Origin of the sequence: Arthrobacter sp. TB 23, from assembly GCF_000294595.1 — a bacterium.
In the GTDB taxonomy this organism is placed as follows: domain Bacteria; phylum Actinomycetota; class Actinomycetes; order Actinomycetales; family Micrococcaceae; genus Arthrobacter_D.
The window spans coordinates 64016-89292 of the sequence record NZ_ALPM01000021.1 but is presented as its reverse complement, the minus strand read 5'-3'; the positions used below and the strand labels follow the sequence as shown (position 1 = coordinate 89292).

Here is a 25277-nt window from a genome sequence, read left to right as displayed (position 1 = left end):
CGCCGAAGCCCGCCGCACTGCTTCCAGCGGAACACCCGAGACCATGTCCTCGAGGAACTCGTAGCGTTTCAGCCACTGTTTGCGGACCTTGTCGCGGGATTCGCTCACCCGGTGCCACCAGTCAGCAATGTCACCCCACCCGGGTGCGGCGAGGGACCCGCCCACTTCCTGCACGGACAGGGCGGCGCACAGGTTGGCGAACCGTAGCCGGTCAGCGAGGGAGAACCCGGCGAGGTCACCCATCACGAAAGCGGCGGCGAAGCAGTCACCCGCCCCGGTGGGGTCATAGGCTTTCACCGGCAGGGCCGGCACCCACTCTTCCTCCCCCGTGATGGAGTCGATGGCGATGGCCCCCTGCTGGCCCACCGTGACCACTGCCACCGGCACCCGGTCGGCGAGCGCATACAGGGCCGCCCACGGGTCGTCGGTGCGGGTGTAGGCCATCGCCTCCACATCGTTGGGCACGAAAGCGTGGAAGTACTGCAACGTATCCAGCGCATTTCCCGACCACTGCCCGGTGGGGTCCCAGCCCACATCTCCAAACAGTTTGGTCCCATTCGCCTGCGCGGCGAGAGCCCAGGGTTCCAGCTGCGGTTCGACGCTGACGACGGCGGCCCGGGCGCGCGGCGGCGGGTCGCCGAGCAGGTCGGTGGCGGAGACCGGCGAGGGGTGGCCGTGGGTCACCATTGACCTGTCGCGTTGCACCGACAGGGACACCGTGACCGGTGAGTGCCAGTTCTCGAATGTCCTCGACCGGGACAGGTCAACATGTTCCTGATCCCGCAGGATGCCCTTGTTGTAGTCACCGTAGCCATCGTCGCCGAACGCCGCCGACAGGGTGGTGCGTAACCCCAGCCGGCTCGCGGCGATCGCCTGGTTGGCAACACCACCCGGGCAGGATCCCATCCCGTCAGCCCACACCTCGGTGCCCGGTGACGGCAGGTGTTCAAGGCCGGTGAAAACAATGTCGAGGAAGACTGATCCGCTGAGGAGCAGGTCAAACTCCGGATCGGACGCGGAGCGGCTATCAGCCAGAGGATCAAAACGATGCGCGGTGCCCATGTACGGCACAATACTCTTAGGCCTCCGGCGCGCAGCACACGTGTGACGCCGGACGCCGGCTAATGAGGACATTTACTGCTGCGGAGGGTTCATGAAACTGGTCATCGTGGGCGGCGGCGGCTTCCGGGTTCCGCTGGTGTACCGGGCCCTGGCGACCGGCCAGTTCGCGGGCGTCATCACTGAGGTGGTCCTGCATGATTCGGACCCGTCCCGGCTGAAGGCTATTGCCCGGGTCCTGCAGACGATGCCGCTGCCGGCGGGCTCCAGCCGGCCACAGTTGGAAACCGAGTCGGCCCTTGACCATGCCCTGGCCGGCGCCGATGTGGTCTTCGCTGCCATCCGCAGCGGCGGCGCAGCCGGGCGGGTCCTCGACGAGCGTGTTGCCCTGGACGAGGGCCTGCTGGGTCAGGAAACCGTGGGCGCCGGGGGCATCTCCTACGCACTGCGGTCGGTGCCGCAGATGCTGACGGTCGCTGAATCCATGCGACGAGTCTGCCCCGCCGCGTGGCTGATCAACTTCACCAACCCGGCGGGAATGGTGACCGGCGCGATGCAGGCCGTTCTGGGTGACAAAGCGATTGGAATCTGCGATTCGGCGGCCGGGCTGGTGTCACGCGCGGCGACGGCGGCAGGGGTCCCCCTCGTCGAGGGCTCCCTGGCCGGGGTTGACTACGTTGGTCTGAACCATCTGGGCTGGTTGCGTGGCCTGACGTACGACGACGTCGACCGGCTGCCGGGGTTGCTGGCGGACCCGCAGCGGCTCGCCTCCTTCGAGGAGGGCCGGGTGTTCGGCCCGGATCTGCCGAGGCTCCTCGGGGCGGTGCCCAACGAGTACCTGTTCTACTATTACTTCCACCGCGAGGCGGTCCGGTCCCTGTCGGGGGCCGCTGAAACCCGCGGTGCGTTCCTGCACCGTCAGCAGGAGCAGCTCTACACCGAGTTGCTGACGACGCCCGAGCCCTTCGCGGTGTGGGACGGAGCGCGGCTCGCCCGGGAAGAGGGATACCTGGCCGAGGCCCGCCCGGACGCTGAGGAACGCGATGAAGCCGGCCTGGCTGGGGGCGGTTATGAGCGCATCGCTTTGGCGGCGATGCGAGCCCTGCTGACCGGCCAGCCCACCGAGCTGATCGTCAATGTCCGCAATGGGGGCACCCTACCGGCCTTGCCGCCGGACGCCGTCGTCGAACTTCCCGCCCGGCTCGACCAGACCGGTGCCACGCCGCTGCCCGCCGGGCCGCTGACCACCCACCAGCTGGGCCTGATGGGGCAGTTGCTGGCGGTGGAGGAGGCGGTGATTCACTCGGCCGTCCACGCCGACCGGGACTCGGCGCTCCGGGCGTTCCTGGTGCATCCGCTGATCGACTCGGCCCACGCTGCCTCGCGGTTGTTGAACGGGTACGAGCGGGCGTTCCCCGACCTGGCCGCGTTCTGGAGGTAGCCACCCACTCTTGGAGGGGTGTTTCGATGCGGCGGAACGGGCCGGTCAGAGCTCCCGGAACATCAGGTGCAGCCCCACAAAACCTTCGGTCGGGTGCCGGAACGCGCCGGGAACGGTGGTGAGGATCCCGAACCCGAGCGATTCCCACAGCCGCACCGCACGGGTGTTCGTTTCCACGACCGCGTTGAACTGCATCGCGCGGTATCCCTGCTCCCGGGCCTGCGACAGCACCCGGCCGGCCAGAAAACGCCCCACTCCCCTGCCGCCGGCGTCACCGGCCACCAGGAAACTGGCGTTCGCCACGTGCGACCCGCCCCCGCCCCGGTTCGCGTGCAACTGGGCGGTCCCGACGACGGCGCCACCGGGCACCTCCGCGACGTATACCCGCATCGTGGCGTCGGAGGGGGCCAACCATTCGACCCGCGCCTGCGCTTCGGAAAGCTCAGCGTCCCAGCAGTAGGTCTCACCGGCGCGCAGCACCGGTTCCATGATGGCCCAGAGGGCGGGCCAGTCCGCCTCGGTGGCTTCACGGACGTGCAGTGCCCCAGCGTCGGACATCGGTGGGACGCCTAGGCGTCGAGGGCCTTGGCCCACAGGTTGATGTCCGATTCGACGGCGAACTCGTCGATGGCGGTGAGCTCGTCCTGGCTGAACTCGAGGTTCTTCACGGCTGCCAGGCTGTTCTCCAGCTGCGTCACGCTTGACGCGCCGATCAGGGCCGATGTGATGGGGCTGCCCTTGGACTGCTCGCGCAGGATCCAGGCGATTGCCATCTGCGCCAGCGACTGGCCACGGTCCTGGGCGATCCGGTTGAGGCCGCGGACCCGGCGCAGGTTGTCCTCGGAAAGGTGCTCTTCCGACAACGACTTGTTGGACGCCGCGCGGGAGCCCTCGGGAATTCCGTCGAGGTAGCGGTCGGTCAACAGCCCCTGGGCCAGTGGCGAGAAGGCGATTGATCCGACGCCCTCCTGCTCCAGCACCTCGGGCAGGTTGGGAGTGCCGTTCTCCACCCAGCGGTTCAGCATTGAGTAGGAGGGCTGGTGGATCAGCAGAGGCGTGCCGAGATCCCTGAGGATTGCTGCGGCTTCGGCAGTTTTCTCCGGCGAGTAGGAGGAGATCCCCGCGTACAGGGCCCGGCCCGACCGCACCGCGGTGTCCAGGGCCCCCATGGTCTCCTCGAGCGGCGTGTTCGGGTCGGGACGGTGGCTGTAGAAAATGTCCACATAGTCCAGCCCCATCCGGTTCAGTGACTGGTCGAGGCTCGCGAGCAGGTATTTCCGGGATCCCCACTCGCCGTAGGGGCCCGGCCACATGTCGTAGCCGGCCTTGCTGGAAATGACCAGCTCGTCGCGGAACGGAGCAAAGTCGTCCTTGAGGTGCCGTCCGAAATTCGTTTCGGCGCTACCGGCAGGGGGTCCGTAGTTGTTGGCCAGGTCGAAGTGGGTGACCCCCAGGTCGAAGGCACGCCGCAAAATGGCGCGCTGATCGGCGAACGGCTTGTCATCCCCGAAGTTGTGCCACAGGCCGAGCGACACCGCGGGGAGCTGCAGTCCGCTGCGCCCCACCCGTCGGTAGGGCATCGTTTCGTAACGGTCATCGGCTGGGTGATACGTCATGGGTCTCTCCTGGGTCTGGGGGAAGGGTGGTGCGGCGGGACTGGCTGAATCAGCTGAGAATTGCCGACCCGCGGGCCGGCAGGGTGCACCGGCCGGCGTCCAGCACCTCGCCTGGGACGGTGGACAGCAGTACCTGTGAGGCGTCCACGGGAACGGTCCGCTCCTCGTCGGCGAGATTGACGACGACGACGGTCCCGCCGCGGCGGATCGCCAGCCACTTCTCGGGTTCGCTGAAGTCGACGGACACAGCAGTGAAGTCGGAATTCATCAGGTCGGGGGTGTCGCGCCGCAACCGGATCAGCTGGCGGTACACCTCCAGGAGGCGCGCGTGGTCGCCGGTCTCCACTTCATCCCAGTCCAGCTTGGCTGACGCGAAGGTCTCTGGATCCTGCGGGTTGGGCACGGTGTCGGCGTCCCAGCCCATCCGTTCGAACTCGCGGAGACGGCCCTCGGCTGTTGCCTTGCCCAGTTCCGGTTCGGGGTGGGAGGTGAAGAACGGCCAGGGGGTGGAGGCACCAAATTCTTCGCCCATGAACAGCATCGGGGTGAAGGGCCCGGCCAGGTTCAGGACGGCGGCCTGCGCCAGTTGGGCGAAGCCAACGGTGGCACCCATCCGGTCGCCGGCCGCCCGGTTGCCGATCTGGTCGTGATTCTGCGTGCAGACCACCAGCTGGTGCGTGCTGATGTGGGCTGGGTCGATGGGCCGTCCGTGGCCGCGTTCGCGGAAGGACGAGTAGGTTCCGTTGTGGAAGAACCCGTCTGTCATGACTTTGGCCAGTGCGCCTACCGAGTCGAAGTCTTCGTAGTAGCCGGTGGTTTCCCCGGTGACGTTGACGTGCACGGCGTGGTGGAAATCGTCGCTCCACTGACCGGTCAGCCCGTAGCCGCCCGCGGCACGTGAGGTAATGAGCCGCGGATTGTTCAGGTCCGACTCGGCGATCAGGAACAGGGGTTTGCCCAGTTCCTTGGCGAGGGTGTCAGTCTCCTGAGCGAATTCTTCAAGAATGTGCAGGGCGCGTTCGTCGTGCAGTGCGTGCACTGCGTCGAGGCGGAGGCCGTCGACGTGGAAGTCCTTGAACCACATCCGAATATTGTCCAGCACGTAGCGGCGGACCTCATCTGACTGCGGCCCATCGAGGTTCAGCGAATCACCCCAGGTGTTCGCTTTGCCTTCGGTGAGGTACGGGCCGAACTGGCCGAGATAGTTGCCGCTGGGTCCCAGGTGGTTGTGCACCACGTCCTGGATGACCCCCAGACCCCGCTGGTGCGCCGCGTCGACGAACCGCTGGTATCCGGCGGGACCCCCGTAGGTCTCCTGGATTGCGAACCAGAGGACGCCGTCGTAACCCCAGTTGTGGGTGCCGTTGAACGCGTTCACGGGGAGGAGTTCAACGTGCTGGACGCCGAGCCCAACCAGGTAGTCGAGCTTCCCGATCGCCGCATCGAAGGTGCCCTCGGGCGTGAAGGTCCCGATGTGCAGTTCGTAGATCACTCCGCCGTTGAGACCCGGCGAAGCCCAGGAGCGGTCCTGCCACGCGTAGGAGCTCGGGTCGAAGGTCTGGGACAGTCCGTGCACGCCGTCGGGCTGGCGGCGGGACCGGGGATCGGGGATCGGCGACTCGGCGCCGTCCACCAGATACCCGTAGGTGGTGCTCTCCGTTGCCGCCGGGAGGGCGTCGACGGTCCACCAGCCGTCGTCGGTTTTGGTCATGGCCGTGGTGGTGCCGTCCGCGCGCAGCGAGAGGATGGTTGCCTTCGGGGCCCAGACGTCGAATGGTTTCCTCATGATGCGTCCTCCCGGACCAGCAGTGCTACTGGGTAGGTTTCAAAAATGGTTCCGGCCGACACGGGACCGCCGGAGAAGGTTGCACCGGTAATGGCGCAGCTGTACTGGCCCTCCGGCAGCACGATTGAGGTGTCCTTCCAGCCGCCCTGGCGTTCGAGGCCGAGGGGTAGCCGGGTCACCAGGGTGACGGCTCCCCCGCGGTCGAAGGCGAACACGTGATCGGCGGCCGCACCGGTTGTCGCCACGGCGGTGTACCCGCCGAACAGTTCGGGCCGGTCGCGGCGTAGCTTCAGGGCACGGGAGACCACGAGTAGCTTCGCCACCGCTGACTCGTCGACCGCCGGAAGCGCACCGAAGGCCAGGTTCACCAGTGCTTGTTTCCGCGCTTCAAAGTCCACGGGCCTGCGGTTGTCGGGGTCCACCAGTGAGTCTTCCCAGAATTCCGAGCCCTGATACACATCGGGGACGCCCGGCATGGTCAGCTGCAACAGCTTCGCGCTCAGGGAGTTTGACCAGCCGTAGCTTTTGATCTTGTCCACCAAAGCGGTGACGAGGGCAGCGACCGCCGGGTTGTCGTAGGCCGCGTCGACCGCGGCGTGCATGCGGTCCTCGAAGGCGGCGTTCGGGGCTGTCCAGTGGGTACTGGAGTCGGCTTCACGGGACGCCTTTTCCACGTAGGCGTGGGCCCGTTCGCGGCTGAGCGGCCACGCGCCGACCATGGCCTGCCACAGCAGCGACGAGAAGGCCGGGTCCCCGAGGGGTGCTGCGTCGTCGAGCTGGCCAAGAATTGAGGCCCAGTCGTCGGCCAGCTCGGAGAGCACTGTGATCCTCGCGCGGGTGTCTTCGCTACGTTTGGTGTCGTGGGTGCTGAGCGCTGTCATGGACAGTGGGTTGTCACGCTGGCGCCGCAGCAGCCGGTTGTGCATCTCAGTCCGGTTGATCGAGAAAATGGACGGGTCGGCGCCCACCTCGTTCAGGGAGGTCAGCCGGTTGTACCGGTAGAACGCGGTGTCCTCGACCCCTTTGGCCATCACCATGCCCGAGGTCTGCTGGAACCTGGTGGCCAGCTCCGTCAGTGCGGAGTCAGGGTCGGCAAGATACGGGTTAAGCAGCTGGTGCAGGGCGCTCAGCGTGTCGGCCAGGTCCGGGCGGTGCACCTGCGCGGCGAGGACGGCGTCGTCGAGGTACTCCGCACCACCGGGCAGGTAACTGCGGTAGACCGGGAAACACGCCAGCAGTTCGGCGATAGCGTCGGCGGTCTGCTCGGCGTCGAGGCCGGCATCGGCCGGAACCAGGCGGGTCAGCCGCAGCACCTCCGACCGGAGGATCCCATCGGCGATCCCGCGTTTGGTGCCGTGGATCATCGAGTGGAAATCCTCGGCCGGCGCAACCCGTTCAAGTGCGGCTTGGCCAGCCGGGTCCACGAACAGGCGGTCAATATCGGCGAGCGCGTCGTAGCCGGTGGTGCCTTCGGTCGCCCATTCCGGCGGGAGGACTTCGCCCGGCTCCAGAATTTTCTCGACCAGGACATAGGCCCCGCCGGTGAGTTCACGCAACCGGTCCAGGTAGCCTGCAGGGTCGGCCAGCCCGTCCGGGTGATCGATCCGGAGCCCGTCCACCAGGGATTCCTCAAACCAGCTGCGGATCTCGCTGTGGGACTCATCGAAGACCCGTGGCACTTCGACGCGCACCCCCGCAAGGGTGTTGACGCCGAAGAACCGGCGGTAGTTCAGTTCGCTGTCCGCGCGCCGCCAGTTCACCAGCTCGTAGTGCTGCCGGGCATGCACGGCCTGGGCCGTGTCTCCGGTTTCGTAGCTGCCGTCAGCGATCGGGAACCGGTGATCGTAGTAGCGCAGTTCCCCGCCGTCGAGCTCCAGGGCCGACAGTTCGTCATCCCCGTCGCCGAGGACCGGCAGACGGATCTTCCCATCCGCAGCCGCCCAGTCGACGTCGAACGCCTCGGCGTAGGGCGAGTTCTGCCCGCCCTTGAGCAGCGAGGACCACCAGGGGTTCTGCGCAGGGGTCTGCACCCCCAGGTGGTTGGGCACAATGTCCACCAGGACGCCGAGCCCCGCCGCATGCGCGGCGTCCGAGAGCGCCACGAAGGCGTCCCGTCCGCCGCGCTCCGGGTCGATCGCCGTGGGATCGGTGACATCGTAACCGTGTCCCGATCCCTTCTCAGCCGTCAGCACCGGCGACAGGTACACCCAGTCCACGCCCAGGTCCCGCAGGTAAGGGACCACCGCCGCGGCAGCCCTCAGGTCGAACTCGGATTGAATCTGCAACCGGTAGGTCGACTTCGGGATCCTCATGGATGTACTCCTGAACTTCGGTGCTGTGTGTCGTTCGAACTGCGGCAGGGTGAACTGCTGCGGTGCCTGGGGTGACCCAGGCGGTTAGGCGCCGCCGGGCTGGTGCGAGTTGGCCAACGCAGCCAGTGACGCTGCCACCGAGTGATCGAGATCCTCGGTTTCGGCGTGGGCGCGCAACACCACCATTGACTTGGCTTCCAGCGTGATCGTGGCTTCCGCTGGGATGGCGTCCGAGTCGGCGTACTTGCCGGCGGTATCAATGACCTCGTCCCAGGCCGGAGCGTACTCCTGCGGTGGGAGGGTGAAGTCGACCGGCTCGTCGCTCGCGTTGAAGAGCAGCAGGAAGTTCTGGTCGGTGATCCGCTGCCCGCGGGCGTCGCGGCCGGAGATACCCTGGCCGTTCAGGAACACGCCAATGGATCGGCCAAACCCGGTGTCCCAATCCTCCGGCGCCATGACGGTGCCGTCGGTACCCAGCCAGACGATGTCCGGCAGGGCCTCGCCCTCGCCGCGTCGTACCGGCCGGCCGTCGAAGAACCGGCGACGGCGGAACGTCGGGTGCTCCGACCGCAGCCGGTTCACAGCGGCAGTGAATTCGAGCAGCGGCTGGTCCATCTGGTCCCAGTGAATCCAGCTGATCTCGGAGTCCTGTGCATAGGTGTTGTTGTTGCCCTGCTGGGTGCGGCCCAGCTCATCACCGTGCAGCAGCATTGGCACACCCTGCGACAGCAGGAGGGTGGCAATGAAGTTGCGCTGCTGGCGGACCCTGAGGGTATTGACCTCGGGGTTGTCGGTGGGGCCTTCCTCACCGCAGTTCCAGGACCGGTTGTGGGTTTCGCCGTCGTTGTTGTCTTCACCGTTGGCGTCATTGTGCTTCTCGTTGTAGGACACGAGGTCGCGGATGGTGAAGCCATCATGGGCGGTGACGAAGTTGATCGATGCGACCGGGCGGCGGGCTGATTGCTCGTAGAGGTCTGCTGAGCCGGTCAGGCGTGAGGCGAATTCGCCCAGCGTCGACGGTTCTCCACGCCAGAAGTCGCGCACCGTGTCGCGGTACTTGCCGTTCCACTCGGTCCACTGCGGTGGGAAGTTGCCCACCTGGTAGCCGCCGGGTCCAACGTCCCACGGCTCGGCGATGAGCTTGACCTGGGAGACCACTGGGTCCTGCTGGACCAGTTCGAAGAACGCCGACAGGCGGTCGACGTCGTAGAACTCGCGGGCCAGGGTGGACGCGAGGTCGAAGCGGAAACCGTCGACGTGCATCTCGGTCACCCAGTAGCGCAGTGAGTCCATCAGGAGCTGCAGGGAGTGCGGGTTGCCCACGTTCAGTGAGTTGCCGGTGCCGGTGTAATCCATGTAGTACTTCTTGTCGTCTTCGACGAGCCGGTAGTACGCGGAGTTGTCGATGCCGCGCATCGACAGGGTGGGGCCCAGGTGGTTGCCCTCGGCGGTGTGGTTGTAGACGACGTCGAGAATCACTTCGATGCCTGCGAGGTGGAGTTCACGCACCATGGCCTTGAATTCCTGGACCTGTTCGCCGGTGTCACCGGCGGAGCCGTAGGTGTTGTGTGGTGCGAAGAAGCCGATGGTGTTGTAGCCCCAGTAGTTGGTGAGGCCCTTTTCCTGGAGGGTGCTGTCATTGACGAACTGGTGCACTGGCATCAGTTCGATGGCGGTGATTCCCAGCTTCTGCAGGTGCGAGATGACTGAAGGGTGCGCAACGCCGGCGTAGGTGCCGCGCTGTTCCTCGGGGACCTCCGGGTGCAGCTGGGTGAGTCCCTTGACATGGGCTTCGTAAATGACCGACTGGTGGTACGGGATCCGTGGCTTACGGTCGCCGTCCCAGTCGAAGAATGGGTTGACGACGACGCCCAGCATCATGTGGGGTGCCGAATCGTCATTGTTGATCGAGTTTTCGTCGCCGAAGTTGTACCCGAACAGTGCCGGATCCCAGTCCATCTGGCCGTGGACGGCCTTGGCGTACGGGTCCAGGAGGAGCTTGTTCGGGTTGCAGCGGTGGCCCTCTTCGGGGGCGTTGGGACCGTGGACCCGGTAGCCGTACTTCTGGCCCGGGACGATGTGCGGCAGGTACCCGTGCCAGACGTAGCCGTCCACCTCGTTGAGGTGCACGCGGGTTTCGGTGCCGTCGTCCTCGAACAGGCAGAGCTCCACCCTGTCGGCAATCTCGCTGTACAACGCAAAGTTGGTACCGGTGCCGTCATAGGTAGCGCCCAAAGGGTACGCTTCGCCGGGCCAGAGTTCCATGTGTTCTCCTGAAGTGGTGTAATTCGTTGGTCGAAAAGTGAACGGTCCAGCTACCTTCATAGCGCAACCAGGTGACTAGTTAGTGAATTGTGTCCTTGCCGGGCGGTGCCGTGAGCAGGTCCGCGAGGACCGCACCAAGGTGTTGCGGCAGCTCCGAGACGACGATCGGCCCGAACCCGGCAGCCCTGGTCCCCGCCAGACCGTGGAGCAGCGCCGCAGCTGCTGCTATCGCCGCCCACTTGTCCTGCACCGGCACGCCGATGCGGTCGACGGCAGCGTCGCCGTCGTCGTCGGCAAGTGTTGCCACCAGAGCGCCCAGTATGCCAGCGAGCGTATCCCCCGACCCTGCGGTGGCGAGCCACGGCGTCGCTTCCGCCTGGCTGAACAGCGTGCCCGACGGCGACGCCACCACTGTGACTGCACCCTTGAGCAGCACTGTGGCACCGGTGAGCTCAGCCGCGATGCGGGCGTACTCGGTGGGGGCCGCCTCGATGTCGCGCCGGGTCGCCCTGACCTTGCGCTTCGTCAGCACCGCCTGCAGCTCGCCCGCATGAGGGGTCAGGATCACCTGTGGTCCCAGCCTGCGCGGCAGGAGCGCCAGCGCACCTGCGTCGACCACCGTGGGCAGGCCGGACGCCATCGCGTCGCGGGCCCGGCGCCGCTGGTCCGGGTCCTCGTCGGCCCCGGGGCCAACCAACCAGGCCTGGACGTGGGTCGGCTTGACCTGCCCCTGGGAGCAGACCGCCTCGGGGTGGGTCCGGTTGACCAGGGCGGCGACCGACGGTGGTCCGAGATACCTGACCATTCCCAGCCCGGTGGCCAGGGCGGCTCCGGTTGCCAGGACCGCCGCGCCCGGGTACATCGTCGAACCGGCGGCAATGCCGAGCACTCCGCGGGTGTACTTGTGGTCGGCGGGGCGGGGCCTGCGGTACAGGGCCGCTGCGTCGGCGGCCTCGAGACGGAATAGGTCAGGTTCCGGCAGCGACTCGGAGAGCCCAATGTCGACGACGACGACGCGCCCCGCGGCGTGCGCCCCCGGCCCCGTGAGGAGCCCGGTCTTGAGCGCACCGAAGGTGACCGTGAGGTCGGCGTGAAGGACCGGTTCGTTGACCATGCCGGTGTCCGCATCCACCCCGCTGGGAAGGTCGCAGGCGACGACGATGCCGGTAGCCGCCGCGGCGAGCTCCCGGACCAGGGTGGCCGCAGGTTCGCGGAGACCGCCGGACCCGCCGATCCCCAGAATCCCGTCAATGACAAGGTCCGCCGCGGCGGTTGACCCCACCAGGCGTCCAGTGGTCGCTGGGCTGAGCAGTTCAACGCGGCCGCCGGCGCGTTGAAACGCTGCGAGTGCCAGCGGATGAGTGGTGGCGGAGGTGAGGATTGCCGTCGTGCGCACTCCCCTGCCGGCCAGGCGTGCGGCCGCGAAAAGGGCGTCGCCGGCGTTGTTGCCGCTGCCGGCGAGAACCACCGCTGTGCGCCCGTAACAGCCGCCGGTCCGGCTGATCAGTTCGGCGGCGGCAGCAGCGTAGAGGCCGTGGGCTGCGCGCTGCATCAGGGCAGCGCCGTGCCCGGCGTCGAGGAGAGGGGCTTCAGCCGAACGGATCGCACTGCCCGAATAGGCGCTAAGCATACTTAGGAGTCTATCCCGACCGACGGTGCTGTTGATGCCACGGGTCCGGCTTCGGCTTCGGCGACCACCATCGCCGTCGCCACCCCTCCGTCATGGCTGAGCGAGAGGTGCCAGCGGTGCACACCCTTCGCGGCGGCGGCGGCCGCCACGGTGCCTTTGACTTCCACCGATGGGCTACCGGCAGCGTCGAGCCCAATCCAGCAGTCCTGCCAGTTCATTCCCGCGGGGGCGCCGAGGGCCTTGGCCACCGCCTCTTTGGCGGCGAACCGGGCGGCGAGCGAGCGCAGGTTCAGCACCCGCTCGGCCGGCACGAACAATCGTTCACGCAGGCCAGGCGTCCGTTCCAGCTGCCGCCCGAACCGGTCTATGTCAACAACGTCAACGCCTATGCCAACGATCATCGGTTATTACTCAACCGTGACTGACTTGGCCAGATTGCGGGGCTGGTCGACGTCGTACCCCTTGGCGGACGCCAGCTCGCAGGCGAAGATCTGCAGCGGCACAGTGGTGAGCAGCGGCGCCAGCAGGGTAGGAGTCTTGGGTACGTAAAACACGTGTTCGGCGTAGGCTTCCACCGAGGTGTCGCCTTCCTCGGCGATCACGATGGTGACTGCACCGCGGGCGCGAATCTCCTGGATGTTGGAGACCACCTTGGCGTGCAGGGAGTCCCTGCCGTTCGGTGACGGCACCACGACGACCACCGGCTGCCCATCTTCGATCAACGCGATGGGGCCGTGCTTCAGCTCACCGGCGGCGAACCCTTCGGCGTGGATGTAGGCGAGTTCCTTGAGCTTCAAGGCTCCCTCCATCGCCACGGGGAATCCGACGTGCCGGCCCAGGAAGAGCACCGACTTGGCGTTGGACATGTCGCGGGCAAGCTTCTTGACCTTGTCGGCGTTGTCCAGGATGCTCTGGATCTTCGCTGGCATTTCGGCGAGATCGGCGAGGACGTCCGCGATCTCGTCGCCGAACTTGTTGCCGCGCAGTTGCGCCAGGTACAGACCCAGCAGGTAGGCGGCGGTGATCTGGGCGAGGAACGCCTTCGTCGAGGCGACGGCGATTTCCGGACCGGCGTGGGTGTACAGCACGGCGTCTGACTCACGCGGAATGGTGGATCCGTTGGTGTTGCAGATCGCCACCACCTTGGCGCCCTGTTCGCGGGCGTAACGCACCGCCATCAGGGTGTCCATGGTTTCACCGGACTGGGAGATGGCGACGACGAGTGTCTTCTCGTTGACGATCGGATCGCGGTACCTGAACTCGTGGGAGAGTTCCACTTCAGTGGGGATACGGCACCAGTGCTCGATGGCGTACTTGGCCACCTGCCCGGCGTAGGCCGACGTACCGCAAGCGAGGACAACGATCTTGTCCACGGAGCGCAGGATGGTCTCGTCGATCCGCAGTTCATCGAGGATCAGCTTGCCCTTCGCATCGGAGCGGCCCAGGAGGGTCTGCGCGACGGCGTCGGGCTGGTCATTGATTTCCTTCTCCATGAAGGAGGGGTAGCCGCCCTTTTCCGCGGCTGCCGCGTCCCAGTCCACGTGGAATTCCTTGCCCTCGGCCGGGGCGCCGAAGAAGTCGGTGATGACGACGTCGTCGGGAGTGATGGTGACTACCTGATCCTGGCCCAGCTCAACGGCGCGGCGGGTGAAGTCAATGAAGCCCGACACATCGGAGCCGAGGAAATTCTCGCCGTCGCCGAGACCGACGACGAGGGGCGAGTTGCGGCGGGCCGCGACGACGATACCCGGCGAGTCCTGGTGCACGGCGAGGAGGGTGAAGGCGCCTTCCAGCTGCTGGCTGGCTTTGCGCATGGCATTGGGGAGCGGATCAGGGTCGCCGGCGGCCGACAGCTCCCGGTAGATGCTGCCGAGCAGGGCTGCCGCCACCTCGGTGTCCGTTTCGGAAAGGAAGGTTTCGCCCTGCTCAAGCAGTGCTGCCTTGAGTTCGGCGAAGTTCTCGATGATGCCGTTGTGAATGACGGCCAGCCGGCCGTTGTCAGCGAGGTGGGGGTGCGCGTTGGTGTCATTGGGTGCGCCGTGGGTCGCCCAACGGGTGTGGCCGATACCGGTCAGGGACGCGGTCAGCGGGCGGGCCTCAAGTTCGGCCACCAGGTTGCTGAGCTTGCCTGACTTCTTCCGCGACTCGATGCCGTTGGGGGTCAATACTGCCACTCCGGCCGAGTCGTAGCCGCGATACTCAAGGCGCCGCAAACCCTCCATGACGACGTCGAGCGCGCCATGGGTTCCCGTTGTACCGTCTGAGGACACTGTTGATCGGCCTACGTAGCCTACGATTCCACACATGGGCTTAAGAGTACCGTCAGCCCGGGCGTTCAGACGCAGGCCGCCGCTCCGCAGGAGCCGCCCGCCCCGGTGAGGTTCGCATCTGGGGCCGCCAACAGGCACAATTCAGATGGTGAATGAGACAAATCCCGGGGTGACCGCGGGCAATGGTGCGGAGAGCAACTTCACACCCTTCGTTGAGCTGGACCGCCAGACCTGGGCCCGGCTCTCAAATGAGATCAGCTCCCCCCTCGATCTTGAGGACATTCTTCGGCTGCGGGGGTTGGGCGACGAGCTCAACCTCGACGAGGTGCGTGAGGTCTACCTTCCCCTTTCGCGGCTCCTATCCCTTTACGTGGCTGCCGCGGGCGAGTTGCATGCCGCAACCACGACGTTCCTGGGCGAACAGCGCACCCGCACCCCTTTCGTCATCGGGGTCGCCGGTTCGGTGGCCGTCGGAAAATCGACGACCGCCCGCGTGCTGCGCGAGCTGTTGAGCCGCTGGCCGGACACCCCCAACGTGGAGCTGGTCACCACCGACGGGTTCCTGTACCCGAATGATGAGCTGGAACGCCGCGGCCTGATGCAGCGCAAGGGCTTCCCCGAATCCTACGATCGACGACGCCTGCTCAGGTTTGTCAGCGAGGTCAAGAGCGGCGCCGATGAGGTGCGCGCCCCGTGGTACTCCCACCTGACCTACAACATCGTGCCCGACCGTGAAGTGGTGGTGAGGCGTCCCGACGTGCTCATTGTCGAGGGCCTCAACGTGCTCGCGCCAGCCAGGACCCGCGCCGATGGGCGGTCCGGCCTGGCCCTGAGCGACTTCTTCGACTTCTCCATTTATGTGGACGCCAAGACCTCCTACATTGAGCAGTGGTACGTCCAGCGGTTCCAGTCGCTGCGCTCCGGTGCGTTCGCCAACCCCCAGTCCTATTTCCACCGGTATGCGTCGTTGACCGATGACGAGGCCCGCGAGACGGCGCTCGGCATCTGGAAACGGATCAACGAGCCCAACCTGATGGCCAATGTGCTGCCCACCAGGGGCCGGGCGCAGCTGGTGCTGACCAAGGAAGCCGACCACTCAGTGCGGCGAATGCTGCTCCGGAAGACATGACCGGGATGCGTCGGTGGCCCGCCCGGCCGCTATTGGTGACGGCTGCGATCCTGGCTGCTACCGTCTCCGGCTGCGGAACACCCGATCCGGACCCCACGGCATCGGACCTCCCAGACCTTGCCGTCGGGGAGATCCCCGCACCCGCCCAACGGTCGCCGTCGTCAGCGGCCACCGCCACTGCCACTGCTGGCCCGGTCCCCGCCACTGCTGGCCCGGTCCCTGCCAGCTCGGCGACGGACGCCTACGCCGATCCCTCGGCTGCCACCGTCGTCGTCAACAAACGGCGGCCGCTCGACCCGATCGACTACGCCCCATCGGACCTGGTCCTCCCCGAGGTGCCCCTCGCGACGGACCGCGTCAATGCAACGCTGCGCCCTGATGTGGCCGAGGCCGTGGAGGAAATGTTCGCCGCGGCCGCCGACGACGACGTCTGGCTCACCCTGGTCAGCGGCTACCGCTCCTATGCCGTGCAGGCCGCTACCTACGACTACTGGGTGAGCCGCAACGGCAGCCCCGAAGACGCGGATAACTATTCGGCCCGACCGGGCTTCTCGGAGCACCAGACCGGGCTCGCCTTCGATATCGGTCAGGATGACGGCGCCTGCACCCTCCGGTCCTGCTTCAGCGACACGACGGCAGCAGGCTGGGCAGCGGATAACGCCCACGAGTTCGGGTTCATCCTCAGATACCCGGAGGGCCGGCAGGAAACCACCGGGTTCCTCGCGGAATCCTGGCATTACCGTTTCGTCGGGACAGACACTTCTGCGGCCATGAGGGCTGACGGAGTGGAAACCCTGGAGGAGTTCTTCGGGCTGCCCGAAGCGCCCGACTACGGCTAAGCCGATATCCTAGACGAATGCTAAACGGATTCAAGACCTTCATCATGAAGGGCAACGTCATCGACCTTGCGGTCGCAGTGGTACTGGGTACGGCGTTCGGCGCCGTTGTCAAAGCGCTGGTCGATTCGGTGTTCATGCCGCTGGTCTCGGCGCTGGTGGGATCCCCGAACTTCGACGACTTCGCGAAAGTCACGATCAACGGGAACGACATTCTGTTCGGGGTCCTGCTGACCGCGGTCGTCAACTTCCTGCTGGTAGCAGCGGCGATCTACTTCGTCGTCGTGCTTCCAATGAACAAGATGATCGAACGACGCAACCGGCACCTCGGAATCGTCGAGCAGGAACCCGCCGTGGATCCCCAGATCGAACTGCTCACCGAGATCAGGGACAGCCTCGCCGCTCGCCGCTAGCCCGCCCCTGTGAGCAGGGCGGGCCGGGAAACTCTTGACTACCACGACCTCTTGACTACGCCGGAGTGAGGGCCAGCCGATGCTGCACTGTCTCGGCGAGACGGTCCGCGGTGCGCTGCGCTGTCTCCATGTCGGCGGCTTCCACCATGACCCGGACCACCGGCTCGGTCCCGGAGGGACGAAGCAGCACCCGGCCGGTCTCCCCCAGCGCGTCCTGCGCCTCGAGCACTGCCTGCTGGACATGCTCGTTGGTGGTCACCGCTGCCTTGTCCACACCCTTGACGTTGATCAGCACCTGAGGGAGCTTGTTCATGATCTGGGACAGTTCCTTGAGCGACCGCCCGGTACGCGCCACCTGAGCGGCGAGCTGGAGGCCGGTCAAGACGCCGTCGCCCGTGGTGGCGTACTGCGCGAAGATCACGTGACCCGACTGTTCGCCGCCCAGGCTGTACCCGCCGTCGCGCATGCCCTCGAGCACGTAACGGTCACCCACACCGGTTTCCCTGAGACTGATCCCCGCATCACGGAGGGCGAGCTTCAGGCCAAGGTTGCTCATCACGGTTGCAACCAGCGTGTTGTCCTTGAGCGTGCCGGCCGCGTTCATTGCCACAGCCATGATCGCCATGATCTGGTCGCCGTCGACGATTGTTCCTTCATGGTCGACGGCGAGGCAGCGGTCGGCGTCGCCGTCGTGGGCGATCCCCAGATCAGCACCATGCTCCAGCACCGCAGCCTGCAGGGGACCGAGATGGGTGGAGCCGTAGCCGTCGTTGATGTTGATCCCGTCAGGATCGGCGCCGATCACCACAATTTCGGCGCCGGCGTCGGCGAAGACCTGCGGGGAGCAGCCACTGGCGGCGCCGTGGGCACAGTCCAGCACCACCTTCACGCCCTCGAGGCGGTTGGGGAGGGTCTGCAGGAGGTGGACCACGTAGCGATCTTCGGCGTCGGCGAACCGCTGGATCCGCCCGACGTCCCCTCCGGTGGGCCGCAGCGCGGGCCGGGTCAGCTCCAGCTCGATGGCATCTTCAATCTGGTCGTCGAGCTTTTTCCCGCCGCGGGCCAGGAACTTGATGCCGTTATCGGGCGCCGCGTTGTGTGAAGCCGAGATCATGACCCCAAAATCGGCGTCCAGATCGGCTACCAGGAATGCCGCAGCGGGAGTGGGGAGGATTCCGGCGTCGTACACGTCAACCCCAGCACCGGCCAGACCGGCTTCCACCGCCGCAGCAATGAAGTCACCGCTGATGCGGGGGTCCCGCGCGATCACTGCTGTCGGCCGTCTACCCTCGGACTTGCGGTGGCCCAACACCACTGCAGCCGCCTGAGCCAGCTGCATTGCCAGCTCCGGGGTGATCAGGTCGTTTGCCAGTCCGCGGACGCCGTCGGTCCCAAATAATCTACTCATCGGTGTACATCCTAGTTCAGGGGAATCGATCCCTATCTTAAACACCTAACGCCCGTCCGGTAACCGGACGGGCGTTAGGACCACTGAAGGCCGGGCATCCGAAGTGGAAGCGCGCCGGCCCACGTGGTTGGCTAGCGCTTGGAGTACTGAGGCGCCTTGCGAGCCTTCTTCAGACCAGCCTTCTTACGCTCGATCACTCGTGCGTCACGGGTCAGGAAGCCAGCCTTCTTGAGGATGGCACGGTTGTTCTCGCGGTCAATCTCGTTCAGGGAACGGGCGACGCCGAGGCGCAGCGCACCGGCCTGGCCGGATGGGCCACCACCGTGGATGCGGGCTACGACGTCGTAGGAGCCAAGGAGGTCAAGGATCTTGAACGGATCATTGACTTCCTGCTGGTGCAGCTTGTTGGGGAAGTAATCGGCCAGTTCGCGGCCGTTGACAATCCACTTGCCGGTACCCGGTACGAGCCGGACCCGTGCAACTGCTTCCTTGCGACGCCCAACGGCTCCGCCGCCAACAGTCAATGCGGGACGTTCCTTGGCTACAGCCTCGGTGGTCTCGCCGGATTCTGAGGTGTAGCTCGTGAGCTCCTCAGTTGGTTCATTCAGCTCTTCAGTGTTCTGAGCCACGGTTCTCCTTGAATTAATTTCTTAGTGTGTGGTGGCCAGGACTACTGGGCGACCTGGGTAATTTCGAAGGTCTTCGGCTGCTGAGCAGCGTGTGGGTGCTCAGCACCGCGGTAGACCTTCAGTTTCCCGATCTGCTGAGCAGCCAGGGAAGTCTTGGGAAGCATGCCTCGGATAGCCTTCTCCACAGCGCGGACTGGATTCTGTTCCAGCAGCTCTGCGTAGTTGACCGACGAGAGGCCACCCGGGAACCCGGAGTGGCGGTATGCACGCTTCTGCTCGAGCTTGGCGCCGGTGAGGGCTACCTTCTCGGCGTTGATGATGATGACGAAATCGCCCATATCCATATGGGGTGCAAAGGTCGGCTTGTGCTTTCCGCGCAGCAGTGTTGCGGTCTGGCTGGCAAGTCGGCCTAGGACAACGTCGGTGGCGTCAATGACGTGCCACTGGCGGTTGATGTCGCCTGGCTTCGGGGTGTACGTACGCACGGTTTTTGCCTTCGTTTCTTGTTCGGTGACGCCTTCGCAACCGGGACTTGAATCCCCGCGCGAAAGCTCAGCTTATGCATGCGCTACCGGAACTTCAGGTGAGGGCTGAAAGCCAGTGATCCCGGTTATCTCGGCCATATCCGCGGGCCAGGTGACTCTGCAACCGAGTCGCCACGCGGACATGGACGTATCGAGGTGGGATACGCACAACGACTACCAAGATTAGCGCGAAGCTGTGCCTCAGGTCAAAGCGAGCCCTGCGCTGGCTTATCTCGACGGCGGGAGGTTGCCCTGGTGAAGGCGTGGATCCGGGGATTTTGCCGAAAACGGAAACTTAAGGTTAGGTTAGCCTTTCCTAATTGTTCCGGCAGGAAGTGCCGCGGACACACATGTCGATTGGAGTTTCCAGGTGAAGAACATCATGGGCCGGACCGTTGCCCTTCCCGCGGCTGTCATTACGACGGCGCTCGTCCTTGCGGGGTGCGGGACAGCAGCCAGCAGCACCGACGCGACCAGCGAAACGTCGGAGTCAGCTGCCACTGAGCTCACGATTGAACATGCCCAGGGCGAGACCGTCCTGGAGGGCGTTCCCGAAACCGTCGTCACCTTCGACATGGCTTCGCTCGACACACTGGACACCCTCGGGGTGCCTGTCGCCGGACTCCCGCAGGAAAACCTGCCGGATTACCTCGAGAAGTACTCCAGTGCTGACTACCAGAATATGGGAACTCTCTTCGAGCCGGACTACGAGGCGGTCAATGCTGCCGAACCGGACCTTATCATCGTCGCCAACCGGTCCTCAGAGGCGTACGCCGAGCTGAGCAAGATTGCCCCGACCATCGACCTGACCCTGGACTGGGAAGACTATCTGGGAAGCTTCACCCAGAACGTGGAGACGCTCGGCGAGGTCTTCGACAAGACGGCCGAGACGGATGCCGCTCTGGAGGAGGTCTCAGCGAAGATCGACGAGGCACAGTCCGTGGCAGGGGACGCTGGAACCGGCCTGATCGTCATGACGAGCGCCGGGGAGATTACCGCCTATGGGCCGGGGTCCCGGTTCGGCTGGCTGCACGACGAGCTTGGCCTGGAACCAGCAGTGGCCGACGTCGAGGCGGAAACCCACGGGGATCCGGTATCCAACGAATTCCTGCTCGAAACCAACCCGGACTGGCTCTTCGTCATCGACCGTGATGCAGCGGTCGGCGAGTCCGGTAGTGCCAACGCACAGGAAGTCCTCGACAACGAGGTAGTTGCCAAAAGCACCGCGTGGAGTGAAGACCAGGTGGTGTATCTGGATCCGGTGCCCTGGTACATCGTCATGAGCGGTCTCACCGCGGTGAACGACATGGTCGATTCCGTCATCGACGGGCTGTCCTAATCGGCCCCCAGGCCCTGCGCACCTCCAGCACGGCCCCGGCCGCTCCCACGGTCCGTCGCCGCGGCCCAGCGCCACTGCTGCTGCCCCTTGCCGGGGTGGCCGTAGTGGCGCTGGCGGTCGGCAGCACCTTCATCGGCGTCAGCGACGTCACCCCGGCGAGCCTGCTACGGGGTGGGGCCGATAGCGAGGCGGCCTTCCTGCTCCTCGCCAGCCGGGTGCCGCGGACCATCGCGCTGGTATTGACCGGCATTTCCATGTCGGTGGTCGGTCTCATCATGCAGATGCTGGTGCGCAACAAGTTCGTCGAGCCCAGTACCACCGGCACTGCTGAATCAGCTGCCCTGGGATTGCTGGTCGCAACAGTCTTCCTTCCAGAGGTTTCCCTGATGGGGAAAATGCTGGTGGCCGCACTCTTCGCCCTTGCCGGAACCTCCCTTTTTCTGTTGATCCTGCGGCGCATCCCGGTCCGGTCGATCGTGCTGGTTCCCCTGGTTGGCATCATGCTGGGCGGCATCATCGGTGCGGTGACCACCTTCTATGCCTACCGCCTTGACCTGCTGCAGACCCTCGGCGTGTGGATGACCGGTGATTTCTCGGGAATCCTCAGGGGCCGGTACGAGCTCCTCTGGGTTGCCTTCGCCATGACGGTCATTGCCTACCTGGCAGCCAACCGATTCACCGTCGCGGGGTTGGGACAGCAGTTCACCAACAACGCTGGACTCAATTACGGGCGCCTGCTGATCTTTGGTCTTGTGATCGTGTCGGTCGTCAGCGCCGTCGTCGTCGTCACGGCCGGCGTCATTCCGTTTCTGGGGCTGGTCGTACCCAACGTCGTCAGTCTGATGATGGGAGACAACGTCCGGAACTCGATGCCCTGGGTCGCGGTCCTGGGAGCCGGGTTTGTCCTTGTCTGCGACATGATCGGTCGCCTGGTGCGTTTCCCTTACGAGATACCGTTGGGCGTCGTCGTCGGCGTGGTGGGGGCTGCAATCTTCCTTTACCTGCTTTTGAGGAGCCCTGGCCGTGTCCACTAAATCGGTAGCTTCGCCTCCGCGAGCGCCCGGGAGTTGGCGGCCCAACCGACCAGCCGCAGTGCTCGTGGTCCTGAGTTTGCTGGCCCTCGGGTGCATCGTCTGCTTCCTCACCGTGGGAATCGTTGGCAGCTGGGATTTTGCAGTGCCGTTCCGCGCGCGGAAAGTCGCAGCCATGACGCTCGTGGCCATCGCCGTCGGCGTCTCAACGGTCCTCTTCCAGACCGTCACCAACAACCGGATCCTGACCCCGTCCATCATGGGCTTCGATGCGCTCTATGTGCTGATCCAGACGTTGATTGTCTTCAGCTTCGGTGCCCTGACCCTCGCAACAATCGATGACCGGCTCAAGTGGGTAGTGGAGGTGGGCGCGATGGTCCTGTTCTCTACCCTCCTCTTTCGTTGGCTGTTCTTCGGGGCACGGCGCAGCCTGCATCTGATGATCCTGGTTGGGATCATCCTCGGGGTGCTCTTCCGAAGCATCTCCGGATTCATCCAGCGGATGCTCGACCCCGCAGCCTTCGCCGTGCTGCAGGACTCGTTTTTCGCAAGCTTCAACGCGGTGAACGAGGAGCTCATTGTCATCTCCGCGGTAGCGGTTCTGATCTGCCTGTTGGTCGGAGTCCGGCTGCTCCCAGTCTTCGACGTCCTGGCGCTGGGCGAGAACCACTCAATAGGTTTGGGCGTCAACCACCGACGGACCGTGATGACCGTATTGGTCTTAATCGCCGTCCTGGTTTCAGTGTCCACCGCACTGGTCGGGCCGATCACCTTCTTTGGGCTGATTGTCGCAAACCTCGCGTATGCGCTTACCGGATCCAGCCGGCACCGCGTGGTGCTGCCCGGAACGGTCCTGCTGGGCATCATTGCTCTCGTTGGTGGTCAGCTCATTCTCGAGCAGGTCTTCGGCTTCAATACGGCACTGGGCATCATCATCGAGTTTGCTGGCGGAATTTTGTTCGTCATTCTCCTGATCAGAAAGGGACCCCGATGATCACGTTACGAGGGGTAACAAAAAGCTACGGCTCGCAGGCAGTTGTCGACGGCGTCGATCTGGACCTCGGTCGGATTGGGGTCACGTCAATCATTGGCCCCAACGGCGCCGGCAAGTCGACGCTGCTCTCGATCGTTGGACGTCTGTTGTCGATGGATCATGGCACTGTCGAAATTGATGGGCTGGACATCAGGACGACGTCGGGCAGGGTCCTGGCGAAAAAGATTGCCATGCTGCATCAGGACAACCACCTCACTGCACGCCTGACGGTGGGCGAACTCGTGGCTTTCGGACGCTACCCACACTCCCGGGGGCGACTCACCAACGATGACAAGAAACGGATTGACGAGGCCCTGCGTTACCTCGATCTGACGGCACTTCAGTTTCGCTTCCTCGACGAGCTGTCTGGTGGGCAGCGACAGCGGGCGTTCATCGCGATGGTGCTGGCGCAGGACACCGACTATGTCCTTCTCGATGAGCCGCTGAACAACCTGGATCTTCGGCATGCTGTTGAAATCATGCGCCTGCTGCGCCGGGCCGCCGATGACATGGGTAAGCGGGTGGTTCTGGTCATGCATGACATCAATTTCGCTTCGGTCTATTCGGACGAGATCGTCGCGATGGCCAGCGGAAGGATCATCCACCAGGGCCCGGTTGAGACCATCATGCGGCCCGAGATACTTTCCGCCATCTACGAGACGCCGATCGATGTGCAGAGCATCGATGGGAAACTGATTAGTTTGCATTACACCTGATTTTGAGACCTAGCTCCCCCGACAAGTCGGAGATCCGGGAACATCGCTCCTGGTCATGGAAGGACATAGCACCGTACTTAGACGCAGGTTTCCGCTTGGTGTCGCCCGATTGGCCCAGCTAATCCGCAGTATCGGCAACCTCTGCGCAGGGTTTACGCAGGATAAGAAAAGCACCCGTATTCAAGGAGTTGCTAATGCTACTTTCTATCCAGCGTCGGTTCTCATCCGGCGTACCGTTTACCTCATTCCCAGGAGCATTACATGGTCTCTCTCTTTGCCACCCTGCACGTCCTTGGCATCAAAGCCACCGAACGCCTTCGCCGCGAACAGACCGGCGCAACCGCCGTTGAGTACGCCCTGATGGTTGGGCTCATCGCGGTTGTCCTGATTGGTGGGCTTACCGTATTTGGCCCCCAACTCAGCACCTTCTTTAATGGGCTTGGCGGCCGACTCGGCATCCTGCCAACGACTTAAGAGACTGCTCAAATCCACCCCGCTGGGCACGGCGACACATCAACAAAGGGTGCGGCAGNGCTGCCGCCTGTACTCTACGGAAGATCTAATGAAACGGTTGCGTTCCGAATCCGGTGCCGCCGCGGTGGAATTTGCCTTAGTCGTTCCGATGCTGCTCGTGATCCTACTTGGAATCGTTGAGTTTGGGCGGGTATTCAACGCCCAAATTCAGGTGACTTCCGCGGCCAGGGAGGCCGTTCGGGTGATGGCTATCCAAAAGGATGCAGACGTGGCAGTTTCCACCGCCATCTCGTCTGCTCCCGGGCTAAACCCAATCCTTGACCCGGCTCAGGTCTTTGTTACACCATGCACAACCTCCAGTGATACGACAGTCACAATTACATACACGATCGATCTACTTGCTGGTCTTTTCGCTGATGCGATCCCACTTACTGGAAGAGGTGTCATGCGATGCGGAGGCTGAAGAACGAGGCAGATGGCGCGATAGCCGTCATGACAGCACTACTCATGGTCTTGGTACTCGGTATGACTGCCCTCGTGATCGATGTGGGCATGCTTTACTTCGAACGCGCTCAATTGCAGAACGGGGCTGACGCTGCTGCCCTAGCAATCGCTCAGGATTGTGCATATCAGGACTTATGCGACCCTATTCTTGCGGCAGCCACCGCAACAGACCTCGCTGGTGCGAATGCTAACGATTCACGCGCTGCCGCGGTGGCCGATCTCTCAATTGCAAACTCCGTCGTCGTGACCACCACCACGTTGACGCCGACCGGCCAGCCAGCCGTCCAGCACTGGTTCGCCCCCATCCTTGGAATTAGCTCGACCGCGGTAGGCGCACGCGCCACGGCCTCTTGGGGCAGCCCCTCAAAGGCAACGGTGTTCCCCTTTACCGCCCCCAAATGCCTCTTTGATCAGACACCGTCAGATCAAGAGATCTGGATTACCGTCGACTCAACATGTATCGATGCGTCGGGAAAGTCCCTCCCCGGAGCTTTCGGCTGGCTTGAGGAAAGCGAGAAGAAGAGCTGCAGCGCCTCCGTTGATGTCGATGAAGTGATTGCCGGCCAACCTGGCAAGAGCGCCCCCCAGAACTGCGACATTGACGGCAAGACTATTCTATTGCCTGTCTATGTCGAGAAGTCAGGCAATGGCAGCCATGTGGAATATTCAGTGGATGGATTTGCAGCCTTCTACGTCACTGCTCACAGCTGGCCCAACGATAAGCATCCCGATCAACCGGCGGCAGGAATCCGGGGCAAGTTCATCACCCTGGTATCGCTCGAAGACCTTGAATCATTCGGTGTTGAGGAACTCGGCGGCGACGAGTTGAATGCCTTTTTTGTCACGCTAAGCCAGTAGGGAT

The 25277-nt window shown here is 64.4% G+C and carries 23 protein-coding genes (1 of these 23 cut by a window edge); 11 read left to right on the top strand and 12 right to left on the bottom strand.

The window, feature by feature from the left end; translation table 11 throughout:
- Positions 1 to 1062 carry the 5' portion of a carbohydrate kinase family protein gene (locus tag B384_RS17475; RefSeq protein ID WP_019481553.1) on the bottom strand. The gene continues 90 nt to the left of window position 1, outside the view, so the window shows 1062 of its 1152 coding nt (coding positions 1–1062); it begins with the start codon at positions 1060 to 1062; the stop codon falls past the left edge of the window.
- Between the two features lie 91 nt (positions 1063 to 1153).
- Here B384_RS17475 and B384_RS0102420 point away from each other — a divergent pair, with 91 nt between their 5' ends.
- Positions 1154 to 2500: a family 4 glycosyl hydrolase gene (locus B384_RS0102420; protein WP_019481552.1), complete on the top strand. Its 1347-nt coding sequence runs from the start codon at positions 1154 to 1156 to the stop codon at positions 2498 to 2500.
- A 45-nt stretch (positions 2501 to 2545) separates the two neighbouring features.
- Here the strand turns inward: B384_RS0102420 and B384_RS0102415 are convergent, their stop codons facing one another.
- The 8 genes from B384_RS0102415 to glmS all read right to left on the bottom strand — a co-directional run bounded on the left by B384_RS0102415 (position 2546) and on the right by glmS (position 14415).
- Positions 2546 to 3058 carry a GNAT family N-acetyltransferase gene (locus B384_RS0102415; RefSeq protein ID WP_019481551.1) on the bottom strand — a complete coding sequence of 171 codons (513 nt, stop codon included), beginning with the start codon at positions 3056 to 3058 and terminating at the stop codon, positions 2546 to 2548.
- A gap of 11 nt (positions 3059 to 3069) precedes the next feature.
- Complete coding sequence (mgrA, locus tag B384_RS0102410) at positions 3070 to 4116, bottom strand: L-glyceraldehyde 3-phosphate reductase (RefSeq protein WP_019481550.1); 1047 nt, start codon at positions 4114 to 4116, stop codon at positions 3070 to 3072.
- A 49-nt stretch (positions 4117 to 4165) separates the two neighbouring features.
- Positions 4166 to 5902, bottom strand: a complete 1737-nt coding sequence (treZ, locus tag B384_RS0102405; RefSeq protein WP_019481549.1) for a malto-oligosyltrehalose trehalohydrolase — start codon at positions 5900 to 5902, stop codon at positions 4166 to 4168.
- Positions 5899 to 8214 (bottom strand): malto-oligosyltrehalose synthase, encoded by a 2316-nt coding sequence (gene treY, locus B384_RS0102400; protein ID WP_019481548.1) that lies wholly within the window; start codon positions 8212 to 8214, stop codon positions 5899 to 5901. The genes treZ and treY overlap by 4 nt, the downstream gene beginning before the upstream one ends.
- 84 nt (positions 8215 to 8298) lie before the next feature.
- Positions 8299 to 10479, bottom strand: coding sequence for a glycogen debranching protein GlgX (gene glgX / locus B384_RS0102395; protein ID WP_019481547.1), 2181 nt, complete (start codon positions 10477 to 10479; stop codon positions 8299 to 8301).
- Positions 10480 to 10558: 79 nt separating this feature from the next.
- Complete coding sequence (locus B384_RS0102390) at positions 10559 to 12109, bottom strand: NAD(P)H-hydrate epimerase (protein ID WP_019481546.1); 1551 nt, start codon at positions 12107 to 12109, stop codon at positions 10559 to 10561.
- Positions 12110 to 12111: 2 nt separating this feature from the next.
- Positions 12112 to 12510, bottom strand: coding sequence for a holo-ACP synthase (locus tag B384_RS0102385; RefSeq protein ID WP_019481545.1), 399 nt, complete (start codon positions 12508 to 12510; stop codon positions 12112 to 12114).
- Between the two features lie 6 nt (positions 12511 to 12516).
- Positions 12517 to 14415 carry a glutamine--fructose-6-phosphate transaminase (isomerizing) gene (gene glmS / locus B384_RS0102380; protein ID WP_026040906.1) on the bottom strand — a complete coding sequence of 633 codons (1899 nt, stop codon included), beginning with the start codon at positions 14413 to 14415 and terminating at the stop codon, positions 12517 to 12519.
- 109 nt (positions 14416 to 14524) lie between these two features.
- Here glmS and coaA point away from each other — a divergent pair, with 109 nt between their 5' ends.
- Genes coaA through mscL form a run of 3 tightly spaced genes read left to right on the top strand, consistent with a single transcriptional unit; the run spans position 14525 to position 16757 of the window.
- Complete coding sequence (coaA, locus tag B384_RS0102375; RefSeq protein WP_019481543.1) at positions 14525 to 15508, top strand: type I pantothenate kinase; 984 nt, start codon at positions 14525 to 14527, stop codon at positions 15506 to 15508.
- A gap of 5 nt (positions 15509 to 15513) precedes the next feature.
- Positions 15514 to 16347, top strand: a complete 834-nt coding sequence (locus B384_RS0102370) for a M15 family metallopeptidase (protein ID WP_237715206.1) — start codon at positions 15514 to 15516, stop codon at positions 16345 to 16347.
- Between the two features lie 17 nt (positions 16348 to 16364).
- On the top strand, positions 16365 to 16757 hold the full coding sequence (mscL, locus tag B384_RS0102365) for a large conductance mechanosensitive channel protein MscL (protein ID WP_019481541.1): 393 nt from the start codon (positions 16365 to 16367) through the stop codon (positions 16755 to 16757).
- Between the two features lie 55 nt (positions 16758 to 16812).
- Here the strand turns inward: mscL and glmM are convergent, their stop codons facing one another.
- The 3 genes from glmM to rplM all read right to left on the bottom strand — a co-directional run bounded on the left by glmM (position 16813) and on the right by rplM (position 19279).
- A complete protein-coding gene (gene glmM, locus B384_RS0102360) occupies positions 16813 to 18165 on the bottom strand; it encodes a phosphoglucosamine mutase (RefSeq protein ID WP_019481540.1) in 1353 nt (450 codons plus the stop codon).
- A gap of 131 nt (positions 18166 to 18296) precedes the next feature.
- On the bottom strand, positions 18297 to 18794 hold the full coding sequence (rpsI, locus tag B384_RS0102355) for a 30S ribosomal protein S9 (protein ID WP_019481539.1): 498 nt from the start codon (positions 18792 to 18794) through the stop codon (positions 18297 to 18299).
- Positions 18795 to 18835: 41 nt separating this feature from the next.
- On the bottom strand, positions 18836 to 19279 hold the full coding sequence (gene rplM / locus B384_RS0102350) for a 50S ribosomal protein L13 (RefSeq protein ID WP_019481538.1): 444 nt from the start codon (positions 19277 to 19279) through the stop codon (positions 18836 to 18838).
- 409 nt (positions 19280 to 19688) lie between these two features.
- Here rplM and B384_RS0102345 point away from each other — a divergent pair, with 409 nt between their 5' ends.
- The 7 genes from B384_RS0102345 (at position 19689) to B384_RS17470 (ending at position 25273) form a co-directional block, all read left to right on the top strand.
- Positions 19689 to 20657 carry a siderophore ABC transporter substrate-binding protein gene (locus B384_RS0102345; protein ID WP_019481537.1) on the top strand — a complete coding sequence of 323 codons (969 nt, stop codon included), beginning with the start codon at positions 19689 to 19691 and terminating at the stop codon, positions 20655 to 20657.
- A gap of 95 nt (positions 20658 to 20752) precedes the next feature.
- Entirely contained in the window at positions 20753 to 21691 is a 939-nt protein-coding gene (locus B384_RS0102340) for an ABC transporter permease (RefSeq protein WP_237715205.1), read from the top strand.
- Entirely contained in the window at positions 21681 to 22682 is a 1002-nt protein-coding gene (locus B384_RS0102335; protein WP_050994825.1) for an iron chelate uptake ABC transporter family permease subunit, read from the top strand. Before B384_RS0102340 ends, B384_RS0102335 begins: the two co-directional genes overlap by 11 nt.
- Positions 22679 to 23437, top strand: coding sequence for an iron ABC transporter ATP-binding protein (locus tag B384_RS0102330; RefSeq protein ID WP_019481534.1), 759 nt, complete (start codon positions 22679 to 22681; stop codon positions 23435 to 23437). The genes B384_RS0102335 and B384_RS0102330 overlap by 4 nt, the downstream gene beginning before the upstream one ends.
- A 261-nt stretch (positions 23438 to 23698) precedes the next feature.
- Positions 23699 to 23911, top strand: a complete 213-nt coding sequence (locus tag B384_RS0102325; protein WP_019481533.1) for a Flp family type IVb pilin — start codon at positions 23699 to 23701, stop codon at positions 23909 to 23911.
- Positions 23871 to 24374 (top strand): TadE/TadG family type IV pilus assembly protein, encoded by a 504-nt coding sequence (locus B384_RS0102320; protein ID WP_337459672.1) that lies wholly within the window; start codon positions 23871 to 23873, stop codon positions 24372 to 24374. The genes B384_RS0102325 and B384_RS0102320 overlap by 41 nt, the downstream gene beginning before the upstream one ends.
- Positions 24362 to 25273: a pilus assembly protein TadG-related protein gene (locus tag B384_RS17470; RefSeq protein WP_019481531.1), complete on the top strand. Its 912-nt coding sequence runs from the start codon at positions 24362 to 24364 to the stop codon at positions 25271 to 25273. Before B384_RS0102320 ends, B384_RS17470 begins: the two co-directional genes overlap by 13 nt.
- The last annotated feature ends 4 nt before the right edge of the window (positions 25274 to 25277 follow it).